The sequence below is a fragment of the Nocardia sp. JCM 38205 genome, from assembly GCF_058222935.1.
This window is the reverse complement of the sequence record NZ_JBYHFL010000002.1, coordinates 233,079-256,023: the sequence shown is the minus strand read 5'-3', so window position 1 is coordinate 256,023 and position 22,945 is coordinate 233,079. Positions and strand designations below refer to the sequence as shown.

General features: G+C 69.5%; 19 protein-coding genes. 9 read left to right on the top strand and 10 right to left on the bottom strand.

What is annotated here, in order from left to right:
• Positions 1-33: 33 nt before the first annotated feature.
• From AC4HOU_RS07975 to AC4HOU_RS07965, 3 genes are all read right to left on the bottom strand, one after another.
• Positions 34-1,035, bottom strand: coding sequence for an RNA polymerase subunit sigma-70 (locus AC4HOU_RS07975; RefSeq protein ID WP_195020339.1), 1,002 nt, complete (start codon positions 1,033-1,035; stop codon positions 34-36).
• Positions 1,036-1,173: 138 nt separating this feature from the next.
• The gene (locus tag AC4HOU_RS07970; protein WP_163813368.1) at positions 1,174-1,554 is read right to left on the bottom strand and encodes a DUF397 domain-containing protein; all 381 of its coding nucleotides are present in this window, start codon (positions 1,552-1,554) and stop codon (positions 1,174-1,176) included.
• Between the two features lie 10 nt (positions 1,555-1,564).
• Positions 1,565-2,416 carry a helix-turn-helix domain-containing protein gene (locus tag AC4HOU_RS07965; protein WP_194990511.1) on the bottom strand — a complete coding sequence of 284 codons (852 nt, stop codon included), beginning with the start codon at positions 2,414-2,416 and terminating at the stop codon, positions 1,565-1,567.
• Positions 2,417-2,548: 132 nt separating this feature from the next.
• On the opposite strand from AC4HOU_RS07965, the gene AC4HOU_RS07960 reads away from it, so the two are divergent.
• Positions 2,549-3,073 (top strand): hypothetical protein, encoded by a 525-nt coding sequence (locus AC4HOU_RS07960; protein ID WP_194990512.1) that lies wholly within the window; start codon positions 2,549-2,551, stop codon positions 3,071-3,073.
• Here AC4HOU_RS07960 and AC4HOU_RS07955 read toward each other — a convergent pair.
• Positions 3,051-3,521 carry a DUF4190 domain-containing protein gene (locus AC4HOU_RS07955; protein WP_163813365.1) on the bottom strand — a complete coding sequence of 157 codons (471 nt, stop codon included), beginning with the start codon at positions 3,519-3,521 and terminating at the stop codon, positions 3,051-3,053. The genes AC4HOU_RS07960 and AC4HOU_RS07955 overlap by 23 nt on opposite strands.
• A 117-nt stretch (positions 3,522-3,638) precedes the next feature.
• Positions 3,639-4,430, bottom strand: coding sequence for a pirin family protein (locus AC4HOU_RS07950; RefSeq protein ID WP_163813364.1), 792 nt, complete (start codon positions 4,428-4,430; stop codon positions 3,639-3,641).
• Positions 4,431-4,654: 224 nt separating this feature from the next.
• On the opposite strand from AC4HOU_RS07950, the gene AC4HOU_RS07945 reads away from it, so the two are divergent.
• On the top strand, positions 4,655-5,122 hold the full coding sequence (locus tag AC4HOU_RS07945; RefSeq protein ID WP_163813363.1) for an NUDIX hydrolase: 468 nt from the start codon (positions 4,655-4,657) through the stop codon (positions 5,120-5,122).
• A 150-nt stretch (positions 5,123-5,272) separates the two neighbouring features.
• The gene (locus tag AC4HOU_RS07940) at positions 5,273-6,607 is read left to right on the top strand and encodes an MFS transporter (protein ID WP_163813447.1); all 1,335 of its coding nucleotides are present in this window, start codon (positions 5,273-5,275) and stop codon (positions 6,605-6,607) included.
• 143 nt (positions 6,608-6,750) lie between these two features.
• On the opposite strand, the gene AC4HOU_RS07935 is transcribed toward AC4HOU_RS07940, so the two are convergent.
• Complete coding sequence (locus AC4HOU_RS07935; protein ID WP_490724318.1) at positions 6,751-7,449, bottom strand: hypothetical protein; 699 nt, start codon at positions 7,447-7,449, stop codon at positions 6,751-6,753.
• Positions 7,450-7,649: 200 nt separating this feature from the next.
• On the opposite strand from AC4HOU_RS07935, the gene AC4HOU_RS07930 reads away from it, so the two are divergent.
• Complete coding sequence (locus AC4HOU_RS07930) at positions 7,650-9,275, top strand: glycoside hydrolase family 183 protein (RefSeq protein WP_490724317.1); 1,626 nt, start codon at positions 7,650-7,652, stop codon at positions 9,273-9,275.
• Here AC4HOU_RS07930 and AC4HOU_RS07925 read toward each other — a convergent pair whose 3' ends face one another.
• The 3 genes from AC4HOU_RS07925 to AC4HOU_RS07915 all read right to left on the bottom strand — a co-directional run bounded on the left by AC4HOU_RS07925 (position 9,276) and on the right by AC4HOU_RS07915 (position 11,788).
• Entirely contained in the window at positions 9,276-10,142 is an 867-nt protein-coding gene (locus AC4HOU_RS07925; protein ID WP_195020342.1) for a 5-oxoprolinase subunit C family protein, read from the bottom strand.
• A gap of 96 nt (positions 10,143-10,238) precedes the next feature.
• Positions 10,239-10,943 carry a 5-oxoprolinase subunit B family protein gene (locus AC4HOU_RS07920; RefSeq protein ID WP_490724316.1) on the bottom strand — a complete coding sequence of 235 codons (705 nt, stop codon included), beginning with the start codon at positions 10,941-10,943 and terminating at the stop codon, positions 10,239-10,241.
• A gap of 89 nt (positions 10,944-11,032) precedes the next feature.
• Positions 11,033-11,788 (bottom strand): LamB/YcsF family protein, encoded by a 756-nt coding sequence (locus tag AC4HOU_RS07915; protein ID WP_163813358.1) that lies wholly within the window; start codon positions 11,786-11,788, stop codon positions 11,033-11,035.
• A 150-nt stretch (positions 11,789-11,938) separates the two neighbouring features.
• Here AC4HOU_RS07915 and AC4HOU_RS07910 point away from each other — a divergent pair, with 150 nt between their 5' ends.
• Positions 11,939-12,754 (top strand): hypothetical protein, encoded by an 816-nt coding sequence (locus tag AC4HOU_RS07910; protein WP_163813357.1) that lies wholly within the window; start codon positions 11,939-11,941, stop codon positions 12,752-12,754.
• Positions 12,755-12,795: 41 nt separating this feature from the next.
• Here the strand turns inward: AC4HOU_RS07910 and AC4HOU_RS07905 are convergent, their stop codons facing one another.
• A complete protein-coding gene (locus tag AC4HOU_RS07905) occupies positions 12,796-14,292 on the bottom strand; it encodes a CCA tRNA nucleotidyltransferase (protein ID WP_490724315.1) in 1,497 nt (498 codons plus the stop codon).
• 122 nt (positions 14,293-14,414) lie between these two features.
• Here AC4HOU_RS07905 and AC4HOU_RS07900 point away from each other — a divergent pair, with 122 nt between their 5' ends.
• From AC4HOU_RS07900 to sigM, 4 genes are all read left to right on the top strand, one after another.
• Positions 14,415-14,951, top strand: a complete 537-nt coding sequence (locus AC4HOU_RS07900; RefSeq protein ID WP_081597542.1) for an NUDIX hydrolase — start codon at positions 14,415-14,417, stop codon at positions 14,949-14,951.
• Positions 14,948-17,509, top strand: coding sequence for a DUF6049 family protein (locus tag AC4HOU_RS07895; protein WP_195006877.1), 2,562 nt, complete (start codon positions 14,948-14,950; stop codon positions 17,507-17,509). The genes AC4HOU_RS07900 and AC4HOU_RS07895 overlap by 4 nt, the downstream gene beginning before the upstream one ends.
• A gap of 799 nt (positions 17,510-18,308) precedes the next feature.
• Positions 18,309-22,037: a murein biosynthesis integral membrane protein MurJ gene (locus AC4HOU_RS07890; RefSeq protein ID WP_228806197.1), complete on the top strand. Its 3,729-nt coding sequence runs from the start codon at positions 18,309-18,311 to the stop codon at positions 22,035-22,037.
• 213 nt (positions 22,038-22,250) lie between these two features.
• Complete coding sequence (gene sigM, locus AC4HOU_RS07885; protein WP_228806193.1) at positions 22,251-22,904, top strand: RNA polymerase sigma factor SigM; 654 nt, start codon at positions 22,251-22,253, stop codon at positions 22,902-22,904.
• Positions 22,905-22,945 lie beyond the last annotated feature (41 nt).

The following is a 22,945-nucleotide window of genomic DNA, read 5'->3' as shown; positions in this document are numbered from 1 at the left end:
CGGCTCGTGAGTGAAGGCCGATGTCGTTCCCGATCACAGCGTCGGGGGCAGATCCAGCCATGACTTGCCGGTGACGTCGAATCCGGTGAGCTCGGCGATCTTCCCGTCGACGATGTGCAGGACCGCGAGGGCGAATGGCCGGTACTCCTTGTCGCCCGGCTGACGCAGATACAGCGCGGCGGCAGGCATGCGGTTGACCGCCGTGACGAAACCGCGCCAGTCGTCGCGGCCGCGCTGGAACAGCCCGCCGGAGACCCAGCCGTCGACCGCGTCCTCGGCCGTCGTGACGACGGTGCCCATTTCGGGCAGCATCGCGAACCGCAGGTGGTCGCGTAACAGGGCGGTCAGCCCGTCGAGGTCGTTGTGCTCGTGAGCCGCGATGTAGGAGTTCACCACGGCTCGCTCGGCATTCGACAGCGCGTGGGTGGCGGGACCGCGCCAGTCGAGGCGGCGGCCGGGCAGCTGCTCGCGCACCGTCACCCGCGCCCGCTGCAGTGCGCTGGTCACCGATGCGACGGTCAACTCGAGCGCGTCGGCCGCCGTCGGCGCGGGCCAGCCGAGGACGTCACGCAGGATGAACACCGCCCGCTGCCGCGGCGGCAGGTACTGCACGGCGACGATGAACGCCAGCTCGATCGTCTCGCGCGCCACCACCGAGTCCTGCGGGTCCTCGGGAAGCATCCGGTCCGGGTACGGCTGGAGATACAGCAGGTCGGCCTCCGACAGCTCGGACGGTAGCGGGGTGCGGTTGTTGCGCTTGTCCAGAAAGTCGAGGCAGACGTTCGTCGCGATCCGGTAGAGCCAGGTCCGCAACCCTGCCTCGCCCCTGAACGACTCGCGCTTGTTCCACGCACGCAGGAACGTCTCCTGCGTCATGTCCATGGCGTCTTCGTAATTCGCCAGCATCCGGTAGCAATGCACCTGCAGCTCACGCCGATGGCGCTCGGTGATGAGCGCGAACCGCGCCGCATCGCCCGAGCGAACCACCGCGATGAACGTGGCCTCGTCGGCGCCCGGCGATCCAGCGTCGGTCATGGTCGTCGATCCTGCCACCGGGGCGGTGGCCATCGGATCGGAACCGACGACACCGCACGGACCGGCACGCCTATGCTCGCCGACTCGAAACCTCCTGCCGCGGAAGCCGATCGGCGGGCGCGATTATTCGAGTGACGTTCAGGCCGGCAGGATGATGCGGTCGAACTCGCCGGCGATGGCGCCGTCGAGGAAGGCCTGCCACTCCTCAGGGGTGTAGGTGAGGGTGGTGGCGCGGTGGCCGAGACTGGTGTAGCCGTCCTCGGCGGTGTGCACGGTCAAGACGCTGGTGGCGGGCCCGCGCCCGGTGACGGTGGCGATGAATGCGGTCCATTCGCATGCGGTGACGGTGATGATGGGCTCTTCGTCGGGGCGGTTGGCCGGGTTGCGGCGGTATTTGCTGTCACGGATGAGCACCGCATCACCATCGAACCGAACCTCGACACATTGATTGCCATTGTTGGATCTGCTCGATGTGAACCAGCCGCGGGCATGCGGCCGATACTTCGCGGTGGTGGCCATGGGCCGCATTTTACCCGACCATATACCGTCTGAGCAGGGATAATGAGTCATCTCGCGACAATGATTGTTCCAGTGCGCGCACGAAGGCGAAGCTCAGATCGCGCACCTGCTCCGGGTCGTCGACGGCACCGCCGAAGACCGCGCTCTCGGCCCAGCCGAAGGTGGGTAGCCGCTCGCTGGTGAAGTCGATCAGATGGAAACTCGACCCGCCGAGCACCGCACCGGCCGACGCGGTGAACGGGATGACGCGCACCTCGACATTGCCGAGTTCGGTCATCAGGTCCACCAGGTGACGCAATTGCGCGGCCAGCACATCCGGCCCGCCGGTCTGCTGACGCAGCGTGCCCTCGCCGACCACCGCGGTCAACTCCACCGGATCTTGCCCGCGCAACCGCCGCTGGCGCTGCATCCGGATCGCCACCAGCTGCTCCACCTGCACCGGCCGGATCATGACATCGGCGCTGATCAACGCCCTGGCGTAGGCCTCGGTCTGCAGTAGGCCAGGCACCACGGAGCTGTCGTAGCTGCGGATGCTCTGTGCGCCGTACTCCATTCCGTAGAGCCGCTGCAATTCCGAGCCGATCAGCGCCGACGATTTCGCCCACCAGCCGCGCTGTTTACTGGCCCGCAGCAGCTCGAGCAGTTCGGCGCGTTCTTCCGGTTCCACCTCGAGCTGATCGAGCACGGGGCCGATGGTGTTGGTGGTCAGCACCCGCCTGCCCTTTTCCACATGCGACCAGTTGGCCGGTGTGAAGCCGACCAGCTTGGCGAACCCGGCCGAGTCGTAGCCGCGCTGTTCGCGCAGCTCACGCAGCCGCAGCACCAATTCCCAGCGGGCAACTGTCGGTGAAACGGGTGCCATGGCAGCCGATGCTACGCCCGCCGAAGTCATCGGCGTGTGACTATTGTCAGCGCTGGTGGCCGGGTCTACTGTCGAGGTCAGCGGTCGATCCCACCTGTACGAGATCCACCAGCGCCGAGGGCGAGGTTCGTCATGAGTACGTCCCGCACCGATTCCGAGCCGGGCAGTTATCCCGCGTCCGATCCGCCTCACCACACCCGCGCAGACTCCGAAGCGGTGGCCCGCTGTCACCGCTACCGCACCGAGCACGGCCTGTTCGCCGACGTCGATCGGACATTGGGCCGCATCGTGCTCGAGATCGGGGCGGTCGGCGCGGTGGCGATGCCTGCGGTGCTCGGCCGGCAGGTGCACGACCGGCTCGACAGCCGGGGGATGCGCAACGGCCCGATCATCGCGCATCCGCGCTCCTCGCGCTGGACCTTCCTCACCGAACCGGTGGACGACTCCTACCTCGATACCGATCTGTTCGCGGATCTGTTCCGCGAATGCGCGTCGGTGGCGCTGCCCGGTAGCCAGATCGTGCTGCCCTCACCGGCCGACGAACGCAACGGCTACCGGATCTGGATCAACCCGCCGCAAGGCGATTACCGGCCCGAGTTCGGCCATGTGGTGGCCGCGACCAGAGCGGTCGCGGTCAGGGCGCGGGAGTCGGGGTGATGCCGACCTTGTCTTCGATGCGCTGGTTCCATTCGCGTTCGCACTGGTCGATCTTGGCCTGATCGCCGCCGGCGTTGCTCACGCAGTCGTAGAAGTCGGTGAAGCCGGTCTCCTCGGCGAACCCCCAGTAGACGATGCCGGCGATGACGGCACCGACGATCGCGAGCGCACCGAGGATCAGCCCGATCCACGCCATGACGGCACCACCGGCACGGCCCCGCGTCGCCTTGATCACCGCGATCACGCCGAAGATCACCGCGAACAGGCCGAACAGGACGCCGCCGACGACCGTCCAGAAGCTCAGTGCGGCCAGGATGCCGAGCACCAGCGCGGTGATCGCGAGACCCTTGCGCTGGGGCGATTCCTGCCAGTATTCGGGCTGACCCGGGTACCGGCCGGGCGGCGGGGATGGATAGTCGCCGGGAGGAGGAGGCGGATACTGCGACATGGTGTCCTCTCGGTCGGGCCGCCGGCTTGGGCATCGATGGATCGCGCCCGCCGGCCTTCGATGGTAATGGCGGACCGCGCGTGGACCGGTGCGTCGGCGGCCGTTCCGGCGTGCCGCCTATGGACCGCCGAGGCGCGCGTGCATCTCCCAGACCAGGACTTCCGAGGGCATCCGCGCGGTGATGCGCTGCCCACCCGAGCGCGTCATCCGCACCGCGTCGCCCTCGTAGAGCGGGCCGACGCCCTCCATATCGACCTCGCCGCGCGCGATGAACACGTGCAGATACAGCGCGTCGGGCAACTCGATGACCGAATCGGGACCGCCCGGCTCGGTGGCCGCGAGCCGGGCCACGTGCAACGCCGAATGGCTGCTGTTGATGGCGATGGCGGTGCGGTCGCGATAGCGGGGGAGCCCGGAGGCGACGGTGACCAGGCCGCCGCCGGCCAGCTGATCGTCGATCTCGAGCTGCTGGTAGCCGGGCTCGACGCCGGGCTCATCCGGCAGCACCCACATCTGCACGAAATGGACCGGCTCGTCGTGTTCGGGTCGATTCCCGTCCAGCCGCCAGGAATCGTTCTTCTCCGAATGCATAATTCCGGTGCCCGCGCTCATCCGCTGGGCCAGGCCCGGATAGATGATTCCGCTGTGGCCGAGGGAATCCTGATGGACAAGGCTGCCGCTGAGCACCCAGGTGACGATCTCCATATCCCGATGCGGATGGGTATCGAAGCCCTGACCTGGCAGAACTATATCCTCGTTATTCACGAGCAACAGCCCGTGATGGGTGTTATCGGGGTCGTAGTGCTGGCCGAACGAGAACGAGTGTTTCGAATCGAGCCACGAGATACGCGTTTTCATGCGGTCGCCGCCGCGATGGACATCAATATGCGGAGTCGTGAGTGTGGACATCGCGGTCCTCCTCTCGGGCCCTGGCACCATCGCCTTTCCGGTCGAAGTACCGCAGGCGCGACCGCGGGCGCGCGATACTCCCCATTCCTTGTAAATTGTCTGCACTCGGCATTTTACGCGAGCGACCAGCGGATGAACGGTAGGTGAGCAGTACCGGCCGATCTGCCGAATCGGTGCGGTGGCGTAACAGAATGTGCCCCAAGGGAACCGGAGGGATGGGCCGGATGCGACCGGAAACACTCGCCCGCGTCGAGCGGCAGCTCCGCACCGAGGCGCACCGCGACGGGATCACCGACTTCGTGGTCGGCGTCGCAGTATTCCGCGACCGGAAACTGCTGGTCGTGCGGCGGGTACCGGACGATTATCACGGCGGCATGTACGAACTGCCCGGCGGCGGTGTCGAAACGGGGGAAAGCTTCGCCGAGAGCGTGGCCAGGGAACTGCACGAGGAAACCGGTCTGCGGTTACGCGCGATCACCGATTTTCTGGGCAGCTTCGACTACGCCACCAGAACGAAGGCACGAGTCCGTAAATTCGCCTTCGTGGTAGAGGCCGAACCAGGTGAGGTCGAACTGGCACCCGGCGAACACGACGCCTACGCCTGGATCGATGCCGAGGGGCTGGCCGAGTTGCCGATGGCGCCGGATATGCGGCAAACAGTCATCGCACTGGTCAGCACCGGAATTCGCTGACCACTCCCGCACCGCGGCGACCACGGCCGGGCATGCTCGGAAATATGGACAGAACCTGCTCCGGGTAGCCTCCCGGCCGTGTCCAGTGCTCGCCCCGACAACCGCCATGGGGCGGACGAGTCCGGCGAGCCTGCCGCCCCCGCACCGCCGATGAACGCGCTCGGCAAGGCCAGGGCTTTTCGCACCGCCCTGCGGGAGAGCCCCGGTGTGGCGCGGCTTGCGCTGGTCCGGTTCACCGGACAGTTCGGTGACGGCATGTTCCAGGCGGCGCTCTCGGGTGCCATCCTGTTCAATCCCGAACGCGAGACCGATCCACTGGCCATCGCGGCCGGGTTCGCGGTGCTGTTGCTCCCGTATTCCTTCATCGGACCGTACGCGGGCGCGCTGCTGGACCGATGGGATCGGCGCACGGTGCTGCTGGTGGCGAATGTGCTGCGGGCGGTGCTGATCGGTGTCGTGAGCCTCGGCCTGCTCGGCGGGATCGGCGAGACGCCGCTGCTGTTGCTCGCGCTCGCGGTGGTGGGCATCAGCAGGTTCGTGATGGCGGGGGTCTCGGCCGCGCTGCCACGGGTGCTGGCGCAGCGCTGGCTGGTGCCGACGAATTCGGTGCTCGCCACGGTGGCCTCCGGCTGTGCCGGGGTGGGGGCCGCGGCGTCGGTCGCGGTGATCGGGCTGATCGGCGCGGGGGATACCGGATCGGCGGTCGCGGTGGGCGCGAGCGCGACCGGTTCGGTGGCGGGTGCGCTGCTGGCGGCCGGATTCGCGGCTCGCGCGCTCGGCCCGGAAGCCGGGTCGGCCGCACGAACCGGCACGGTGCGCGCGGTCGCGACCGGACTGCGCACCGGCGCCCGCGCGGTCTGGGATTCGGTGCAGGTCACCACCGCGATGATCGGGATCGGCACGCACCGCATCGTGTTCGGGATGAACACGCTGATCATGGTGCTGGTGCTGCGGCAGGCGCCCTCGGACGGCTCGGGCGTGGACAGCGGCCTGATCGGCTTCGGTGTCGCGATCGCCGCGACGGCGAGCGGCATGCTGGTGGCCGCGGTGGTCGCGCCGGTGCTGATCCCACGGTTGGGCAGGCCGCGCACCGTGCTGGCGGGCTTGGTGACCGCGACGGCAGTGCAGCTGCTGCTGGTGACGCCGATCGCGGTGGCCGACACGGGTGACGCCGCGCATCGGGCCCACCAACTGCTGCTTGCCGGGGCCTTCCTGTTCGGTTTGGCCGGCCAGACCATCAAACTCACCGGTGACGCGGCCATGCAGATCGATGTCGACGACACCCGGCGCGGCCAGGTGTTCGCCCTCCAGGACACCGTGTTCAATGTGGCGTTCGTGCTGGCCATCGCGCTCACCGCGCTGGTCGTCCCCACCGACGGCCGGTCGCTGCCGGTGGTGGCGGCCGGTGCGGCCATCTATTGCGCGGGCGTAGCCGCCATCGCCCTGAACTCCCGGCGTGCACGGGCGGCGAGGAGCACCCGCTGAGCCGGTAGCGTCACCGCGCTGTTCCCGGCGAGTAGCCGATAAGCCCCGGGTGTCCAGGCGGATCGGCCAATCCCGCACATCGACCCCTCGAACGTCGGCGGAGTTCGTCGATCCGGCCCGGACCGGCTGGACGAGGAGGACGCTCAGCCCCGCTCGTCGGCTGTGGACCCGGCCACCGCCGGATCCACAGACAGTTCTTGCTGCCCGGGCAACGCATGCACCTGCATCTCCAGGTCGAACTGCACCACCAGGCCCGTTGGATTGCCCGGCTGCATATCCGGCCGCCCGAACGGATCCACCGGCGGAATCGGCTGCGGCGGCGCGGGCATCGGGCCGGGCCGACTCGCGAGAGGCGGCTGGTCGCCGTGCCCGCCGGAAGGACCCATCGACGGCGCCGGATGGGGCGGGGCGTGCTGCCCGGAAACCGACTCGGGCGCGGCCTGCCCCGCGCGCGGATCCTCCGCGGGGCCGGGGTGTGTGGCCGCGTACCCGGCGGGGGAGTCGTGACCGGCGGGGGCCGGCGGGGCATCGCCTCGGACGATCCAGTCCAGGGGCTCACTGGCCGCGTCGGCGCTGGTTCCGGTGATCTGGTGGTCCCAGACGCCTGCCCCGGACGGGTCGGTGAAGAAGGCATCGAGTACGCCGTCGTCGTTCAGGTCGAGGGCGGCGACGTCGGCGACGCCATCGCCCTGGGTGTCCCACATGGCGTCGTCGATCAGCCCGTCGCCGTCGAAGTCCAGCTGCACGGCGTCCGGCGATCCGGCCAGTTCCAGATTCGCCTGCGTCGACCAGACGTCGACGGCGCCGTCGCCGGTTCCGAAGGCGTACTCGATCTCGTTCATATCTGCTTGGACGCGGCGCGCGCTGATCCGGTTCCACCGCGAGCAACATTCGTCGATCGGGGGCTCCCATCCCTCGATTCGGGCTCCCCGCACGGTAAGTTGATCTTCGCTTGATCCGGCCGGGCCCCGGAGCCGGCTGCACCGGTGGGGCCACGGGATCAGCTACGCCCGTTCCGATCCGACCCGGGAGCCGCCGCGCCATGGGACTTCTGCCGAACCACCTCGGTATCCACTCCCGCGCCGCCGCCCCGCTCCGTCCCGCCCTGTTCGGCGTGCTGCTCACGGGTGTGCTCGCGGTGCCTGCGCCGGTGCAGGCGGCACCGTTTCCGTGGGCGCCGCCGCCGGTGAACAGTTGCGGCGAGGTGGGTTTCGATCCGCTCGCCCGTGAGCCGGACCCCGCTCAGCCGCCCGCGCCACCGCTGCCGCCGCAGATCGATATCCCGGTTCCGGTCCCGCAGCTCACCCCGGTGCCGGTGCCGGACCCGCCGCAGGACAACACCCGGATCGTGCCGGAGCCGCTGCCGAGCGATCCCTGCCGCAACCCGTGCCCCGATATCCGCGACAACGCGAAACCGGAAGAGTCGGCGCCCGCCCCGCAGTCGCCACCGGCGGCGCCGGGTTCGGGTTCGAGTAATGGCTCGGGCAGTGGTTCCGGTTCGGGCAGCTCCTCCGGTTCCGCCGAGCCGATCAAACTGCCCAAGATCCAGATCAAACCCGAGATCGAACCCATCCCGATCCCGGTACCCGGCGAGCCGGGCGACCCACCGCAACCCGCACCGCCCCACGTGGTGCACCCCGCCGAACCCGGACCGCTGAGCGCCGCGGTCGCGCCGGCCCGGGTGGAGTCGGTGCGGTTGGTCGAGCAGGTCACCGGCCCCGGCTCGGCGAACCGGACCGATATGCGCTGGCAGGTCGACGGCACCGATCTCGGCCTGATGTGGGAGAACCGGCCCGGTGAGGTGGCCGTGGTGTTCGGCGACACCTTCGGCAAGGGCTGGAGTCCGGGCGGCGCGGGCGGCGCGGACGAGGACTGGCGCAGCAACGTCCTCGGTTACAGCACCGACCGCGACCTCGCCGACGGGCTGCGGATCGACACCATGGTGCAGGACAGCCGCTGCCACGCCGCCGAACTCCTCGGCAGCCGCAAGGTGAAGAACTGGGAGACCACCACCATCCCCACCTCCGGCTTCGCCCTCGGCGACCGCCAGTACCTGAGCTATATGTCGGTGAACCGCTGGAGCCGCATCCCCGGCCTGTGGTGGACCAATTACGGCGGGATCGCCTACTCCGACGACAACGGCAGCACCTGGGTCAAGGATCAGCATGCCAAGTGGGAGAACCTGTTCGGGCTCGGCCGGTTCCAGGTGGCGGCGATGGTCCCGCAGGGCGATTACGTCTACATGTTCGGCACACCCAACGGGCGCATCGGCGTGATCGGCCTGGCCAGGGTGCCAAAGGACGAGGTGCTCAACAAGTCGGCCTATCAGTACTGGGTGGGCGGCACCTGGGCGCCCGCGGCCGAAAACCTCGCGACCCCATTGGTTCCCGGGATCGCTTCGGAACTGTCGGTTCGCTACGACGCGGAATCCGACCGCTGGCAGATGGTGTATCTGGATTCGGCGCGCGGCGCGATCGTCCTGCGGACCGCGGCGTCACCGCAGGGTGCGTGGACCGAGGCGGTGCCGCTGGTGTCGACCACCGACTACCCCAAGTCCTACGGCGGCTTCATCCATCCGTGGTCGACGGCGAAGGATCTGTATTTCACCATCTCGGCCTGGGACAGCTACAACGTCTATCTCATGCACGCGCGCCTCGATCAGCCCTGATCAGCAGCGCCGGAACCGCACCGTCTGCCCGGGCCTGGCCTGCGCCATGAGGTCGATGTCGGCATCGGCCACCACCGCGATCACCGGATAGCCACCGGTGATCGGGTGATCGGCGAGAAACACCACCGGCTGCCCGGCCGGCGGCACCTGAATGGCGCCGAGCGCGACCCCCTCGGTCGGAAGTTCCTGTGTGCGAGATCGTTCCAGCGGCGGCCCGGATTCCCGGCGCAGCCGCGCACCGACCCGGTCGACGTCGGCGCTGACCGACCAGCTGCCTGCGAACAAGGCCGCCGGATCGGTGAACCAGTCGTCCCGTGGGCCGGGTATGGCTCGAATATCCAGCAGCACCGGCAGATTCGGCAGCGGCGCGAGGTCGAGGATCGGAAAGGTCCGTGGCGCAGGGCCGATGGGCACCTCATCACCCGCGCGCAGCGGTTGCGGCCCGATCCCGGACATGGTGTCGCGGCTGCGCGAGCCGAGTACCGGCGCGACGTCGACGCCGCCGCGCACGCCGATATAACTGCGCAACCCCGTCGACGCGAGGCCGAGCGAAACGACTTGGTCCGCTTCGAGTTCCAGCACGCTGGCATGCCCGACCGGACGGCCGTCGACCGTCACCGGCGCGGGCGCTCCCGTGATGGCGAGCGTGGTGGGGCGCATGGTCCGCAATCGCACACCGCCGAGCAACACCTCGATCCCGGCATGCCCCTCCGGATTCCCGACCAGCCGATTGGCCAATCGGAGCGCCGCGCGATCGGCCGCTCCGGATACACCGACGCCCGAATCGAACCAACCGGCGCGGCCGAGATCCTGGATGGTCGCCAGCGGACCCACCCGTTCGACCAGCAGTTTCGCATCGTCGGTCATTCCTGCCTCCCCGGCGCTGCCACAGACCCGTCCGCTCTCATCGCCCCGCCGGCGCGGGCGCGCTGATCTCATCCGCGCGTGCGCCGTGGCCCGGTCTCATCGGCTTGCCCGAGCATCGACGAAACGCACCGCGGTGCCCGCTCGGATCAGCGCGGGCGGATCACGGTCGACGTCCCACATGGTCAGCTCAGTACGTCCGATCAGCTGCCACCCGCCCGGCGACTTACGCGGATAGACCGCCGAATATCCGCCCGCCAACGCGACGCTCCCGGCCGGGATCGCCGTCCGCGACTCGGCGCGGCGCGGCACCGTGAGGCGGTCGTCGGGGGAGCGCAGGTAGCCGAAGCCGGGCGCGAAACCGACGAAGGCGCAATACCATACGGTTCCGGTGTGCGCGGCGATCACGCCCTCGACGCCGAGGCCGAGCGTCCGGGCGACCTCGTCCAGATCGGCGCCGTCGTAGTGCACCGGGATCACCACCGGCTCGCCCACGGGCGATGTTCCACGGGAAACGTCGCCGGAATCGGCGCGCTCGGTCAGCTCCTCGAGGACGGTGTGCAACGCCCGCCGGACCGGCTCGGCGTCGCGGGTGGATCGCAGCGTGACCAGCACGGTTTCAGCGGCGGGTAGCACATCCTGCACCCCGTCGAGCCGCCGATCGCGCAGTGTCGCAGCCAATTCCGCTACCGCGTCCGCCGGATGCGGAGTGAGCAGAAAGGCGCGATCACCGGCCGGGCGAATGGCCTGCGCGGCGGCATCGGCGCGCGCCCGGTGGGGCACCGAACCGGTCGATGTTGTCATCAGCGCCTCCCTCCAGGCCACCGATGGTACGGCCCCCGCGCGCGCCGTATCGGCGATCGCGCGCACCCGGCCGGGGCGGGTCACCCCGTTCAGCTGAAGGGCGCGACCACCACGCCGACCTCATCCAGCGTCTCCCGGATCAGCCGGGCCATGTCCACCGCCTCGGGGGTATCGCCGTGCACGCAGATGCTCGTCGCGCGCACGGTGACCTCACCGGACCCGCCGACGGTGCGCGCGGTGCCGGACATGGCGATCGAGACCGCCTGGGCGACCGCCTCATTGGTATGCAGAATCGCCCCGGAGGTACCGCGCTCGGCGAGTCCACCGGACGGGGTGTAGCCGCGATCGGCGAACCCCTCGCCGATGAACCGCACCCCGATATGGCCGGCGGCGTGTTCGAGTTCGGTACCGGCCGGGCCGAGCAGCGCGAGCTCGGGATCATATTCGGCGACCGCGGCCAGCACCGCGTCGGCGATCTTCCGATCCCGTGCGGCCGCGTGATAGAGCGCGCCGTGCGGCTTCACATACCGCACCCGGTCGCCCTCGGCGCGGGCGAAACCATCCAGGCCGCCGATCTGGTACAGCACCTCGTCGCGCAGTTCGGCGGGCGCCACCGCGATCGCGCGCCGGCCGAATCCGGCCAGATCGCGGTAGCCGACGTGGGCACCGATCCGGACGCCCTTCTCCACCGCCGACGCGCAGGTGCGGCGCATGATCGTCGGATCACCGGCATGCCCGCCGCAGGCGATGTTGGCGCTGGTGACGATGTCGAGCATCGCCGCGTCATCGCCCATCGTCCACGGCCCGAAGCCTTCGCCGAGATCACTGTTCAGATCCAGCGCCATGCGCGTCCTTCCCGTCGTCACCATTGTCCCCGGGGTGTGATTCCGCAGACAAGGATCGCAGTCCTGGCCCGGTCGCGGGGTATCGGCCGCCGTCGAGGGCGGATTCGGCGATGGTCGTCGCCGGGCCGGGCCAGTACGCTCGGAGCAATCATGGCCACGTATTTCGACCCGAAGTCCTGGTCACCGCTGTGGGCAGTGGACTTCGGCAAACGGCTGTTCGAGCAGTCCTCGCTGGAGCAGTGGATTTCCTACACCACGGCCTGGGTGGATCCGGTGGCCGATCTGGGTGCGGGCACGGTGACCGCGCTCATGCCCGATGTGCTGCTCACCGTGCTCAGCGAGGGCATCCTGAGCCGATTCGGCGGCCAGGAAGTCACCGCAACCCTGCTCGGCCATGATCTGACCGCGACCCTCGAGGTATTGAAGGTGCGCCGCCGCGGCGCGCACTTCCAGACCAAGACGGTGCTCACCGACCTGCAGTGGGATCGGCACCCGATCCGCGAGATGACGGTGATCGCGCACGGCGTGCGGCTCATCCCCGGTGTGCCCACCAAAGTGCGCACCGCACAACTCGATGTCGAGGGCACCGTGACCACCGCCGCCCTGGTCGACTGGCTCAACGAGCAACAGCTGGATTGGAAACTCTCCCTCGCGCCGGACGGCCTGGTCCGCGCCGTACACCGGCAGCGCCGGATCACCGCGGTCGCCGACGCCTGGGTGCGCGACAACCTGCTCACCCTCGACGTGCGCCGGGCCGGCTGGTTCGGTGTGCCGATACCGCGACGGATGCGTACCGTTCGCCCGATCCGCCTGCCCGAACTGCCCAACGACGCGCGCGTCGTGCACGCCGCCCGCGAGGGGGAACTTGTGCGGTTCCGGATCGAGTTGCCGGAGGTCAGCGGTTCGATCGACCTGGCGCAGATGCGCGCGGCGATCGTCGCGGGGACGACGCTGATCGTGTTCTAGACCGGCCGCGCCGGTCCGGCCGGATCAGCCGAGCAGCCGCCTCACTGCTGGCTCTTCCACCACTCCAGGAGTGCCGCCTCGGCCTCGTCCCTGGTCAGCGGGCCACGATCGAGCCGGAGTTCCTTCAGGTACTTCCAGGCCTTGCCGACCTCGGGCCCCGGTTTCAGGCCGAGGAGTTCCATGATCGCGTTGCCGTCGAGGTCGGGCCGCACCCGATCGAGGTCCTCCTGCTCCTGCAGCCGCGCGATCCGGTGCTCCAGATCGTCATAGGTGGCGCGCAGGGCCGCGGCACGGCGCTTGTTGCGGGTGGTGCAGTCGGCGCGCACCAGTTTGTGCAGCCGGGGCAGCAGATCACCCGCATCGGTGACGTAGCGGCGCACCGCGGAATCGGTCCACTGGCCCTTGCCGTAGCCATGGAACCGCAGGTGCAGGAACACCAGCCTGGCCACGTCCTCGGTGAACTGCTTCGGGTATTTCAGCGCCCGCATCCGCTTGCGCACCATCTTCGCGCCCACCACCTCGTGATGGTGGAAGCTCACCCCGCCGCCGGGCTCATTGCGTTTGGTGTCCGGCTTGCCGATGTCGTGCAGCAGCGCCGCCCAGCGCAGCACCAGGTCGGGATCGCCCTCTTCCTGGTCGATGGCCTGTTCGAGCACGGTCAGCGAATGCCAGTACACGTCCTTGTGCTGGTGGTGCTCGTCGATCTCCAGCTTCATCGCGGGCACCTCGGGCAGCACGATCTGAGCCAACCCGGTCTCGCACATGATGTTGATGCCGTCGATGGGATGCGCGCCCGCGATGAGCTTGTCCAGTTCGGTGCGCACCCGCTCGGCGGTGATGCGTTCGATCTCACCGGCCATCTCGGTGATCGCCTCCTGCACCCGCGGATGCAGCGTGAAACCGAGCTGGGAGACGAAGCGGGCGGCGCGCAGCATCCGCAACGGATCGTCGCCGAAGGATTCCTGCGGCGTCGACGGGGTGTCGAGCATGCCCGCGAGCAGGGCGTCCATGCCGCCGAGCGGATCGACGAACTCCAATGCACCGTCCGCGCCGATCTTCACCGCCATCGCGTTGACGGTGAAATCGCGCCGCACCAGATCACCCTCGAGGCTGTCGCCGAAGGTGACCTCCGGATTGCGGGAGACCCGGTCGTAGGCGTCGCTGCGGAAGGTGGTGATCTCGAGCTGCTGATCGTCCTTGGCCGCGCTGACGGTGCCGAAGGCCAGGCCGCCGGTATCCCACAGATGGTCGGCCCAGCCGCGCAGCAGCTGCTGCACCTGCTCGGGCCTGGCATCGGTGGTGAAATCGAGATCGGTGCCGAGGCGCCCGAGCACCGCGTCGCGGACACTGCCGCCGACCAGATACAGCTGGAATCCGCGCGCGGCGAAGAGTTCGCCGAGCGGGGTGAGCACATCGCCGAGGCTGCCGAGGGTCACCGCCGCCGCGGCGAGCAGCCTGGTGCGGCGCTCATCGGGCGCGAGCTGCGCGTGATCGGTCTGCGCTGGCAGCTGGGCGGGGTCGGGGCCGGTCGAAACCACGAACGTGAACCTTACCCAGGCGCAGGTTGTCCCGGACACCGCCATCTCCGCGGGCCGGGAACGGCGCCGCCATACGCCGGACTATGGACGGCCGGGGCGTCGCCGTCGATTAGGATTGCTTGGTGTCCCCGGCCGATCGCGCGAACAGTCGACGCCGCCAGCCCCGGCGCCGAGGTTCGGCCGGAAACGCGGCGAGACCACGCATGCGCACGGTCAAGGAGACTTCCGCGGGTGGCCTCGTCGTCGACGGTCTCGATGGGCCACGTGAACAGCGCAGCGCCGCCCTGATCGGGCGCACCGACCGGCGCGGGCGGCTGCTGTGGTCGCTACCAAAGGGCCATATCGAAGAAGGCGAGACCTCCGAGCAGACCGCCATCCGTGAGGTCGCCGAGGAAACCGGCATCCAGGGTGTGGTGGTCGCCGAACTCGGCAGCATCGATTACTGGTTCGTCACCGACGGCCGCCGGGTACACAAAACGGTGCACCATTTCCTTTTACGCTCGGTCGGTGGTGAACTGTCCGACGCGGACATCGAAGTCACCCAGGTGGCGTGGGTTCCGTTGAGTGAACTCGACTCCCGGCTCGCCTATGCCGACGAACGGCGCCTGGCCGAGGTGGCGAACCGGCTGATCGACCGGATGGAGACCGGCAAGCAATGACGCGTGGACTGCGGATCATCGTGGCGGTCCTGACGATTCTCGGCGCGGTGGCGACGCTGCCGGTGCTGAGCGAACCGCCCGCGGGCGCGCAGCCGAGCGAGTCAGGTGAGGCGTCGTCGCCGAAGTTCCTCAAGCTCTCGCTGGATTCGGTGACCCCGACCACGGTGACCACCACCAGCGATCCGCTGCTGACCGTGTCGGGCACCGTCACCAATATCGGCGATCGGGTGGTCGACGACGTCAGCGTCCGGGTGCAGCGCGCCCGCGCGATCGCCGAACCCAGTGGGCTACGCACCGCACTGCGGCTGGACCAGGCCAACTACGAGGTGGCGGGCCCGTTCGAGGACGTCGCCGAACGGCTCAGCCCCGGCCAGCGCCGCCAGTTCACGCTGAGCATCGCGTTGCGCGCCGACGACACCGGCGCCTCGCTCGACATCACCGCGCCCGGGGTATATCCGCTGCTGCTCAACGTCAACGGGGAACCGGCCTACGGCAGCCAGGCCCGCCTCGACGACGCCCGCTTCCTGCTGCCGGTGCTCGGCCTGCCGCCCGCGTCGGCCGGCGATACCGAGGCGGTGCCGCCCGCCCCGGCGCCCCCGGTGGCCACCACGCTGGTGTGGCCGCTGGCGGATCGGCCACGGCTGGTGGCCGGGCGCGCGGGCACGGTGGACGAGCTGCCCGAACTGACCGATGACGAGCTGGCGTCGTCGCTTGCCAAGGGCGGCCGGCTGGAACAGCTGCTGGACGCGTTGGAGACCGTGCTCGGCAGTGATGCGGGCCGGGACAAGCGGCTCGCGTCCTCGGTGTGCGTGGCCGTCGACCCGGATCTGCTGCTCACCGTGGAGGCGATGACCGGCGACTACCGCGTGCTGGCCAGCCCGTCGGACCCGGGCGGTGCGACCAGGGCGGGCACCGGTTCCGAGCATGCCAAGGCCTGGCTGGACCGGTTGCGCTCGCTGGCCTCATCGATGTGCACGGTGGCGCTGCCGTTCGCGCAGGTGGATCTGTCGGCGCTGGCCGCGGTGGACGATCCGCAACTCACCGCACGCGCGGTGAAGGCGCCCGCCGACGTGGTCGATTCGATCCTGGCCACCCGGTCGGTACGCGGCGTGAGCCTGCCCGATTCCGGCAGTATCGACACCAGCGCGGGAGTACTGCTGCGCAGCAACGGCTTCAAGACCGCGATTCTGGCCGATAATGCCGTCGCGCCGGCCGGCGATGCGGCGATCGCCTCGGCCCGCACCGGCGTCACCGGACGCACGGCCGCCACGCGCACCGCGCGCACCGAGCCGGAACCGGGTACGCCCGATATGGTCCGGCTGCCCGGCATCACCCCGCCCGCACCCGAAACGCCGGTCCCACCCGCAGCGACGCCGCCACCCGCCGCGGGGGCTCCGACGCCCCGCGTCCCCGAACCCGCCGACGATCCGGCCCTGCGCGCGGCCACCTTCGATATCTGGTCGGCGACGGCGCTGGCCGCGATGGGCTCCAACCCGCCGACGCCCTCGTTCACCCCCGACCGGGTCCGCTACGAGGTCACCAAGGACTCCAGGACCGCCCGCTTGCAGGACGCGCTCGGCGCACTGTCGTGGAGCGCGCTCAACCCGCGCCCGGACCGGCCGCGCTCGGCCCTGCTGGTGCCGCCGCAGCAGTGGGGCGCCAACCGCGATGAGGCCATCGCGGTCCTGCGGCAGGTCGATCTGCTGCTCCAGAACAATCTGGCCACCCCGCGCACCTTCGCCCAGCTGCTCGACCAGCCCGCAGACATCGCGCCCTACCAGGTCGATTACCTCGCGCAGGCGAGTCAGGACGCGGCGCCCGGCCGGTTCGTCGCGCCGATCCGCGAACAGGGCCATCGGATCAGCGAACTGATGCGCGCGCTGGTCGAGGTGCCGCAGTCGGAGCCGACGCCGCAGGAGTTCCTCACCCCGCTGCGCGATGACCTGGTGCGCGCGCTGAGCCTGTCGGACCGCCGCGGTGAAACCGCGATGGCCGATACCTTCGCCCAGCGCCGGGTGGAGCAGACCACCACGGCACTGGACCGTATGTTCGGCTCGGTCACCGTGCTGCCGCCGGGCGGGGTGTACACCCTCGCCTCCGAGCAGAGCCCCTTGCTCTTGGTCGCCCGCAATGATCTGCCGGTCGCGGTGCGGATCCGGTTCCGGATCGACGCTCCGGCCGAGACGAAGATCACCGATATCGGCGAACAGCAGCTACCGCCGCGCGGCACCCGCTCGTTCCAGATCCCCACCGAGGTCAGCGACTCCCGTAACCTGGTCATTCCGATTTCGCTTACCACGCCGGAGGGGGTGCCGCTCGGCAACGCCACGTCGGTGTCGGTGCGTTCGAACGCGTACGGTCAAACGCTGGCGATAATTACCGCATGTGCCGGGATACTGCTGTTCCTGTTGGCCGGACGCCGCCTGTGGCGCCGGTTCCACGGAGAGCCGGATCCCGCCGACAAGGGCGTCGATCCGGGCATCCGGCGGCGGGTGAACAGGTACCGGCGGGCGCGTAAGCGCGCACTTCGGCAGCAAGGACAGCAACAGGAGGTGTAGATGAGCCAGGCCCGCCCGGCGCGCTTCGGCGCGGCGCAGCTCATCGTCACCGTCCGGTTCCGCTGCCCGGCGATGCACAGGAGGCATGATGGGCGACGATGATCAATTCGCTCATCAGCGACCCGAGGACCGCCCCGACGGACCACCGGCCCGGCGGGCCCCCGCGGCGCCCTGGGAACGAGGACCGCACCCGGAGCCGACGATGAGCGGCGACGGCGCAGGCCCTGGAGTGCCCCGCATCAGCCGCCCCGGCGAACCGCCCGTCCCGGGCCGTCGGATGCCGCCGCCGCAGCGTCCGGCGCCGCCGGTGCATCCCGGTCAGCAGAGTTATCCGGCCGAACCCCGGCCACCACGGCCCGGCCCACCCCCGCCGGGGCACCCGGGACGTCCGGGGCCGCTACCACCACCGCAGCGCATCCCGCCGCGCGGCATGCCGCCACAGGGCGGAGGCAATCCACGCAGCGGTGAGCTACCGCGGCAACGCCCCGTACGTCCGGGACCGCCGCAGCAGGGCAGGCCGCAGCGGCCGCTTCCGCCGCAGGATCAGGGTCGTCCGGTTCCTGGGCAACCGGGGCATCCACAGCGTCCCGGCGGCCCGGCGCAGCACGGCCGCCCGCCCGGCCGGCCACCGCAGGGCCGACCGGCGCCGGGCCAGCGTCCGCCGCAAGGCAGGCCCGCCCCGCGCGAGGAACAACCGCCCCACCGTCCGCCCACGCAGCCGCAGCCGCAGGTGCGACGGCCCGCGCCGCCCGAACGGGTGGCGCCCCGCACCGAGTCCGGCAGACCGAGCACCAAGGGCATGCCGGTCGTGGTGGCCGAGAAACCCGGCACACGCGAATCGAAGGAAAGCGCCAACGCCCGGCTGCTGCGCGACTCCGGTTCCATCGCCTTCGCCACCCTGATCAGCCGCATCACCGGCTTCGGTAAGCAGCTGTTGCTGCTCACCGTGCTCGGCCCCGCCATCGCCAGTGCCTTCACCTCGGCCAGCCTGATCCCGAACATGATCGCGGAACTGGTGCTCGGCGCCGTGCTGACCGCGATCGTGGTACCGACGCTGGTGCGCGCCGAACAAGAGGACGCCGACGGTGGCGCCGCATTCGTGCGCAGGCTCGTCACCGCCGCCTTCGTGGTGTTGGCTACGGCGGCATTGCTGGCCACCGCGTCCGCGCCGATCCTCGCCACCCATCTGTTCGTCGCCGCCGACGGCGAGGTGAACACCGACCTCACCACCGCGCTGACGTTCCTGCTGGTTCCGGCGATCCTGTTCTACGGCATGTCGGCGCTGTTCACCGCCATCCTGAACACCAGGCAGAACTTCAAACCCGGCGCCTGGGCTCCGGTGTTCAACAACATCGTCGTGCTGGTGACGCTCGGCCTGTACGCGGTGACCCCCGGCGAGATCTCGCTGGACCCGGTGCGGATGGGCGATTCGAAGCTGCTGATCCTCGGCGTCGGCGTCACGCTCGGCGTCGTCACCCAGGCGATGGTGCTGATCCCCGCCATCCGCCGCGAGGGCATCGACCTGCGCCCGCTGTGGGGAGTCGACGAGCGGCTCAAGCAGTTCGGCACCATGGGCGCCGCGATCATCCTCTACGTGCTGATCAGCCAGATCGGCACGATCTTCGCCAACCACATCTCCTCGCAGGCCGACGCGGCCGGTCCGGCGATCTACAACAACGCCTGGGCGCTGCTCCAGCTGCCCTACGGCGTGCTCGGCGTCACCCTGCTCACCGCGATCATGCCGCGGTTGAGCCGCAACGCCGCCAATGACGACACCCCGGCGGTGGTCGACGACCTCTCGGCCGCGACCAGGCTGACGATGATCGCGCTGATCCCCATCGTCGTGTTCCTGACGCTGGCGGGCCCGCAGGTCGGTGACGCGCTGTTCGGCTATGCCCGGTTCGCCGAGGACGCCGAACGCCTCGGCCAGGCGGTCAGCTGGTCGGCCTTCACGCTGATCCCGTACGCGCTGGTGTTGATCCATCTGCGGGTGTTCTACGCCAGGGAGCAGGCCTGGACACCGACCTGGATCATTCTCGGCATCGTCACCGTCAAGATCATCGGCTCCGCACTGGCCCCGGTGCTGGCCAGCAACGGCGATCAGGTGGTGATGGTGCTCGGCGCGGCCACCGGTGTCGGTTTCACCGCGGGCGCCTTCATCGGCGGGTATCTGCTGCACCGCAGCCTCGGCGATCTGCGCATGGCCAACGTCGGGCACACCATCACCAGGGTCGTGCTGTCGTCGGCCGCGGGCGGCGCGGTGATGCTGATCGTGGACAAGGTGCTCGGCCTGCACCGGCTCTCGGACGCGCTGCACGGTCCCGGCTCGTTCATCCGGGTCGCCATCACCTCGCTGGTGATGTTCGGGGTGGCCTTCGGGCTCATGCGCCTGGCGGGCATCCCGGAGATCGTCGCCATCACCGTGGCGATCTCGCGCAAACTCGGCATCACCCCGCCCGCCCCCGATCTGGGCCTGGACGAACCGGTCGAGGACGAATACGCCACCCAGATCCTGCGCAGGCCGGATCCGTACCTGGCCTACTCCCACTACGACCCCATGGACGCACAGACCATGGTGCTGCCCGTTATCCGCTCGAATGCTGTTGACATCACCGGGGTCGGCGAGTTCCCGTACCCTGTTCGGCAGAGAAGCACAAGTGGCGAATTCGCCGGGGTTGCGAAACATCAGGGCGAAGGAGGACCGAGGGTGAGCGACGACGCGGTGGGCGGCGTCCCAGCCGCCGAATCAGCTGCGAACACGGCGGGCGGGCTCTCCACCGACGTTCCGCTCGCCGCGGGGGAGCAGCCCGATTCCGCATCGGCGCACCAGCCGGAGCAGGCCGATCCGCACGAGGTGGATCCGTCCGCCGACGCCGAGCACGCAGACGACCGCACCGAGCGCCATGCGCCGCCACGCGATCCGATGTACGACACCGGCATGCTGCCGGTCATGCCGCCGGTCGGTGGCGGTGACGGCGGCGGCCCGCGGCGTACCCCGCGCGGCCCGAAGCTGATGCCCGGCGCCTCCGTCGCCGGCGGTCGTTACCGGCTGCTGGCCAGCCACGGCGGTGCGCGCGGCCTGAAGTTCTGGCAGGCGCTCGATATCAAGCTCGATCGTGAGGTCGCGCTGACCTTCGTCGACGCCGATCAGAAGGCCGCCGACAACTCCGGACATGATGGCCCGCAGGCGATCCTGTCGCGCACACTGCGCCTGGGCCGGATCAATTCGCCCGGCCTGGCACGCGTGCTCGATGTGGTGCGCGGCAGCTCCGGCGGCATCGTGGTGGCCGAATGGACTCCTGGCCGTTCGCTGCGCGAAATGGCCGATACGGTGCCCTCGCCGATCGGCGCGGCCCGGGCGATCCGGGCGCTGGCCTCGGCCGCCGAGATGGCCCACCGCGGTGGCGGTTCGCTGTCGATCGATCATCCGGATCGGGTGCGCATCAGCGCCTCCGGTGACGCGGTGCTCGCCTTCCCCGGCACGCTCGCCGATTCCGACGCCCAGTCCGATGTGCGTGGTCTCGGAGCCATGCTCTACGCACTGATCACCGCTCGGTGGCCGCTGCGGGCCGGTGGCGTCACCGGTAGTGCGGCCACCGTTGGTGGGCTGCGGCTGGCCGATTTCGGCCCCGATGGCACCCCGGTCGAACCGCGCCAGATCCGCCCGGAGGTGCCGTTCGAGATTTCCGCCGTCGCGGTCCGTTCGCTGGAGCCGAACAAGGGCGTGCGCACCGCCGCGACGGTGCAGCACGTGCTGGAGCAGGCCTCGGTGGTCGATCAGAAGACCGATTTCATTCCGGTGCTGCGGCTCGGCCAGCGTGCCACCGCGCCCGCTGACGAATCCCTCGCCGATCCGGAACTGCTTGCGGCCGAACGGGAGAAGTCGCAGCGGATGATGTGGATCATGGTGGGGCTCGGCATCCTCACCGCGCTCGTGGTCGGCATCATCATCTGGTGGATGGTGAGCATCTTCGCGCCGGGCGCCTCCGATGAGCCACTCAACGAACAGCGCAATATCGGACTCACGACGGCCAATTCCGCTCCCGCCGAACCCGCCGCGACGCCCGGCGCGCCCGCACCGAAGGCCGGCGTGCCGGTCCCGGTGACGGGTGTGTCGGTGTTCTCGCCGGAGGGCACCCCCGACAACGTCAACGGCGTCAGCTCGGTGCTGGACAACAACGCCTCCTCGATGTGGCGCACCGACCAGTACTTCCAGCAGTTCCCGGCGCTGAAGAAGGGCGTGGGCCTGCTGGCGACCCTGCCGAGCCCGGCCAAGCTCACCAATGTCGCGATCAACTCGCCGAGCCCTGGCACCCGGGTGGAGATCCGTACCTCGCCGACGACCTCGCCCACGCTGGATCAGACGCAGTTGATCGGCAGCGCGACCTTGGTCGACGGCGTCACCCAGATCCCGGTTCAGGCCGATCAGGCCGCCCGTTATGTGCTGGTCTGGATCACCGGCCTGGGTAACGCCGACGGCCAGTTCCAGACCTCCATCGCCGACATCCGCTTCGACGCCGCCCGCTGACGCGCGCCCGGAAACTGCTCTCACCAGGCAAAACGCCGTAACATCACGGGCTGGTCGCGGTGCGGGGCAGATCACGGTTCGGTTGCTACCGAATCGTTACCCACGTTATGATTCTGCTCGCGCTCTCAGCAGGGGAGCCTCTCGGGATCAGGCGTTTCGATCCCTGCATGCTGCGATTTCTTCGGTGCCCGGCCAGGCCGGCCGGTCACTCTGATGAGCGCGTCCAAGGGGTTGGCATTGTCGTCGGAATCGAACGCGGGCTTCCGCAGGGGGAGGCCACGAGCCTTCGCGCGGACCGGCTCGCTCGTTCTGGGCGAAGCCACCGACGCCGAACTGCTCCGCGCGCACGCCGGCGGCGCGCCGCACGCCTTCGCCGAACTGCTGCGCAGGCATAACGACCACCTCTGGCAGACCGCGCTGCGCACCTCCTACACCCGCGAGGACGCCGCCGACTCGCTGCAGGACGCGCTGCTGTCGGCGCACCGCACCGCAGGCTCGTTCCGGGCCGAATCCGAGGTGCGCAGCTGGTTGCATGCCATCGTCGTCAACGCCTGCCTGGACCGGATCCGGCGCAACAAGACCAGGCGCGCGTTCTCGCTGACGCCGGAGAACATGCCCGAGCCCATCGAGGAACGCGACGATATCGCGCGGCTGGAAATGTCGATGGTGGTCGACCGTGCCCTGTTCTCGCTGCCGCCGGACCAGCGCACCGCGATCGTGGCCGTCGATCTGGAGGGGTATAGCGTGGCGGATGCGGCGGCGCTGCTCGGCGTTCCGGAAGGCACGATCAAGAGCCGCTGCGCCCGGGCCAGACAACGGCTCGGCGAACGCCTGGAATTTCTGCGGGATCCAGGGAACCGGATGTGACCCTGCTGCGTCAGTAATAGTGACGAACCACGAGACGATGT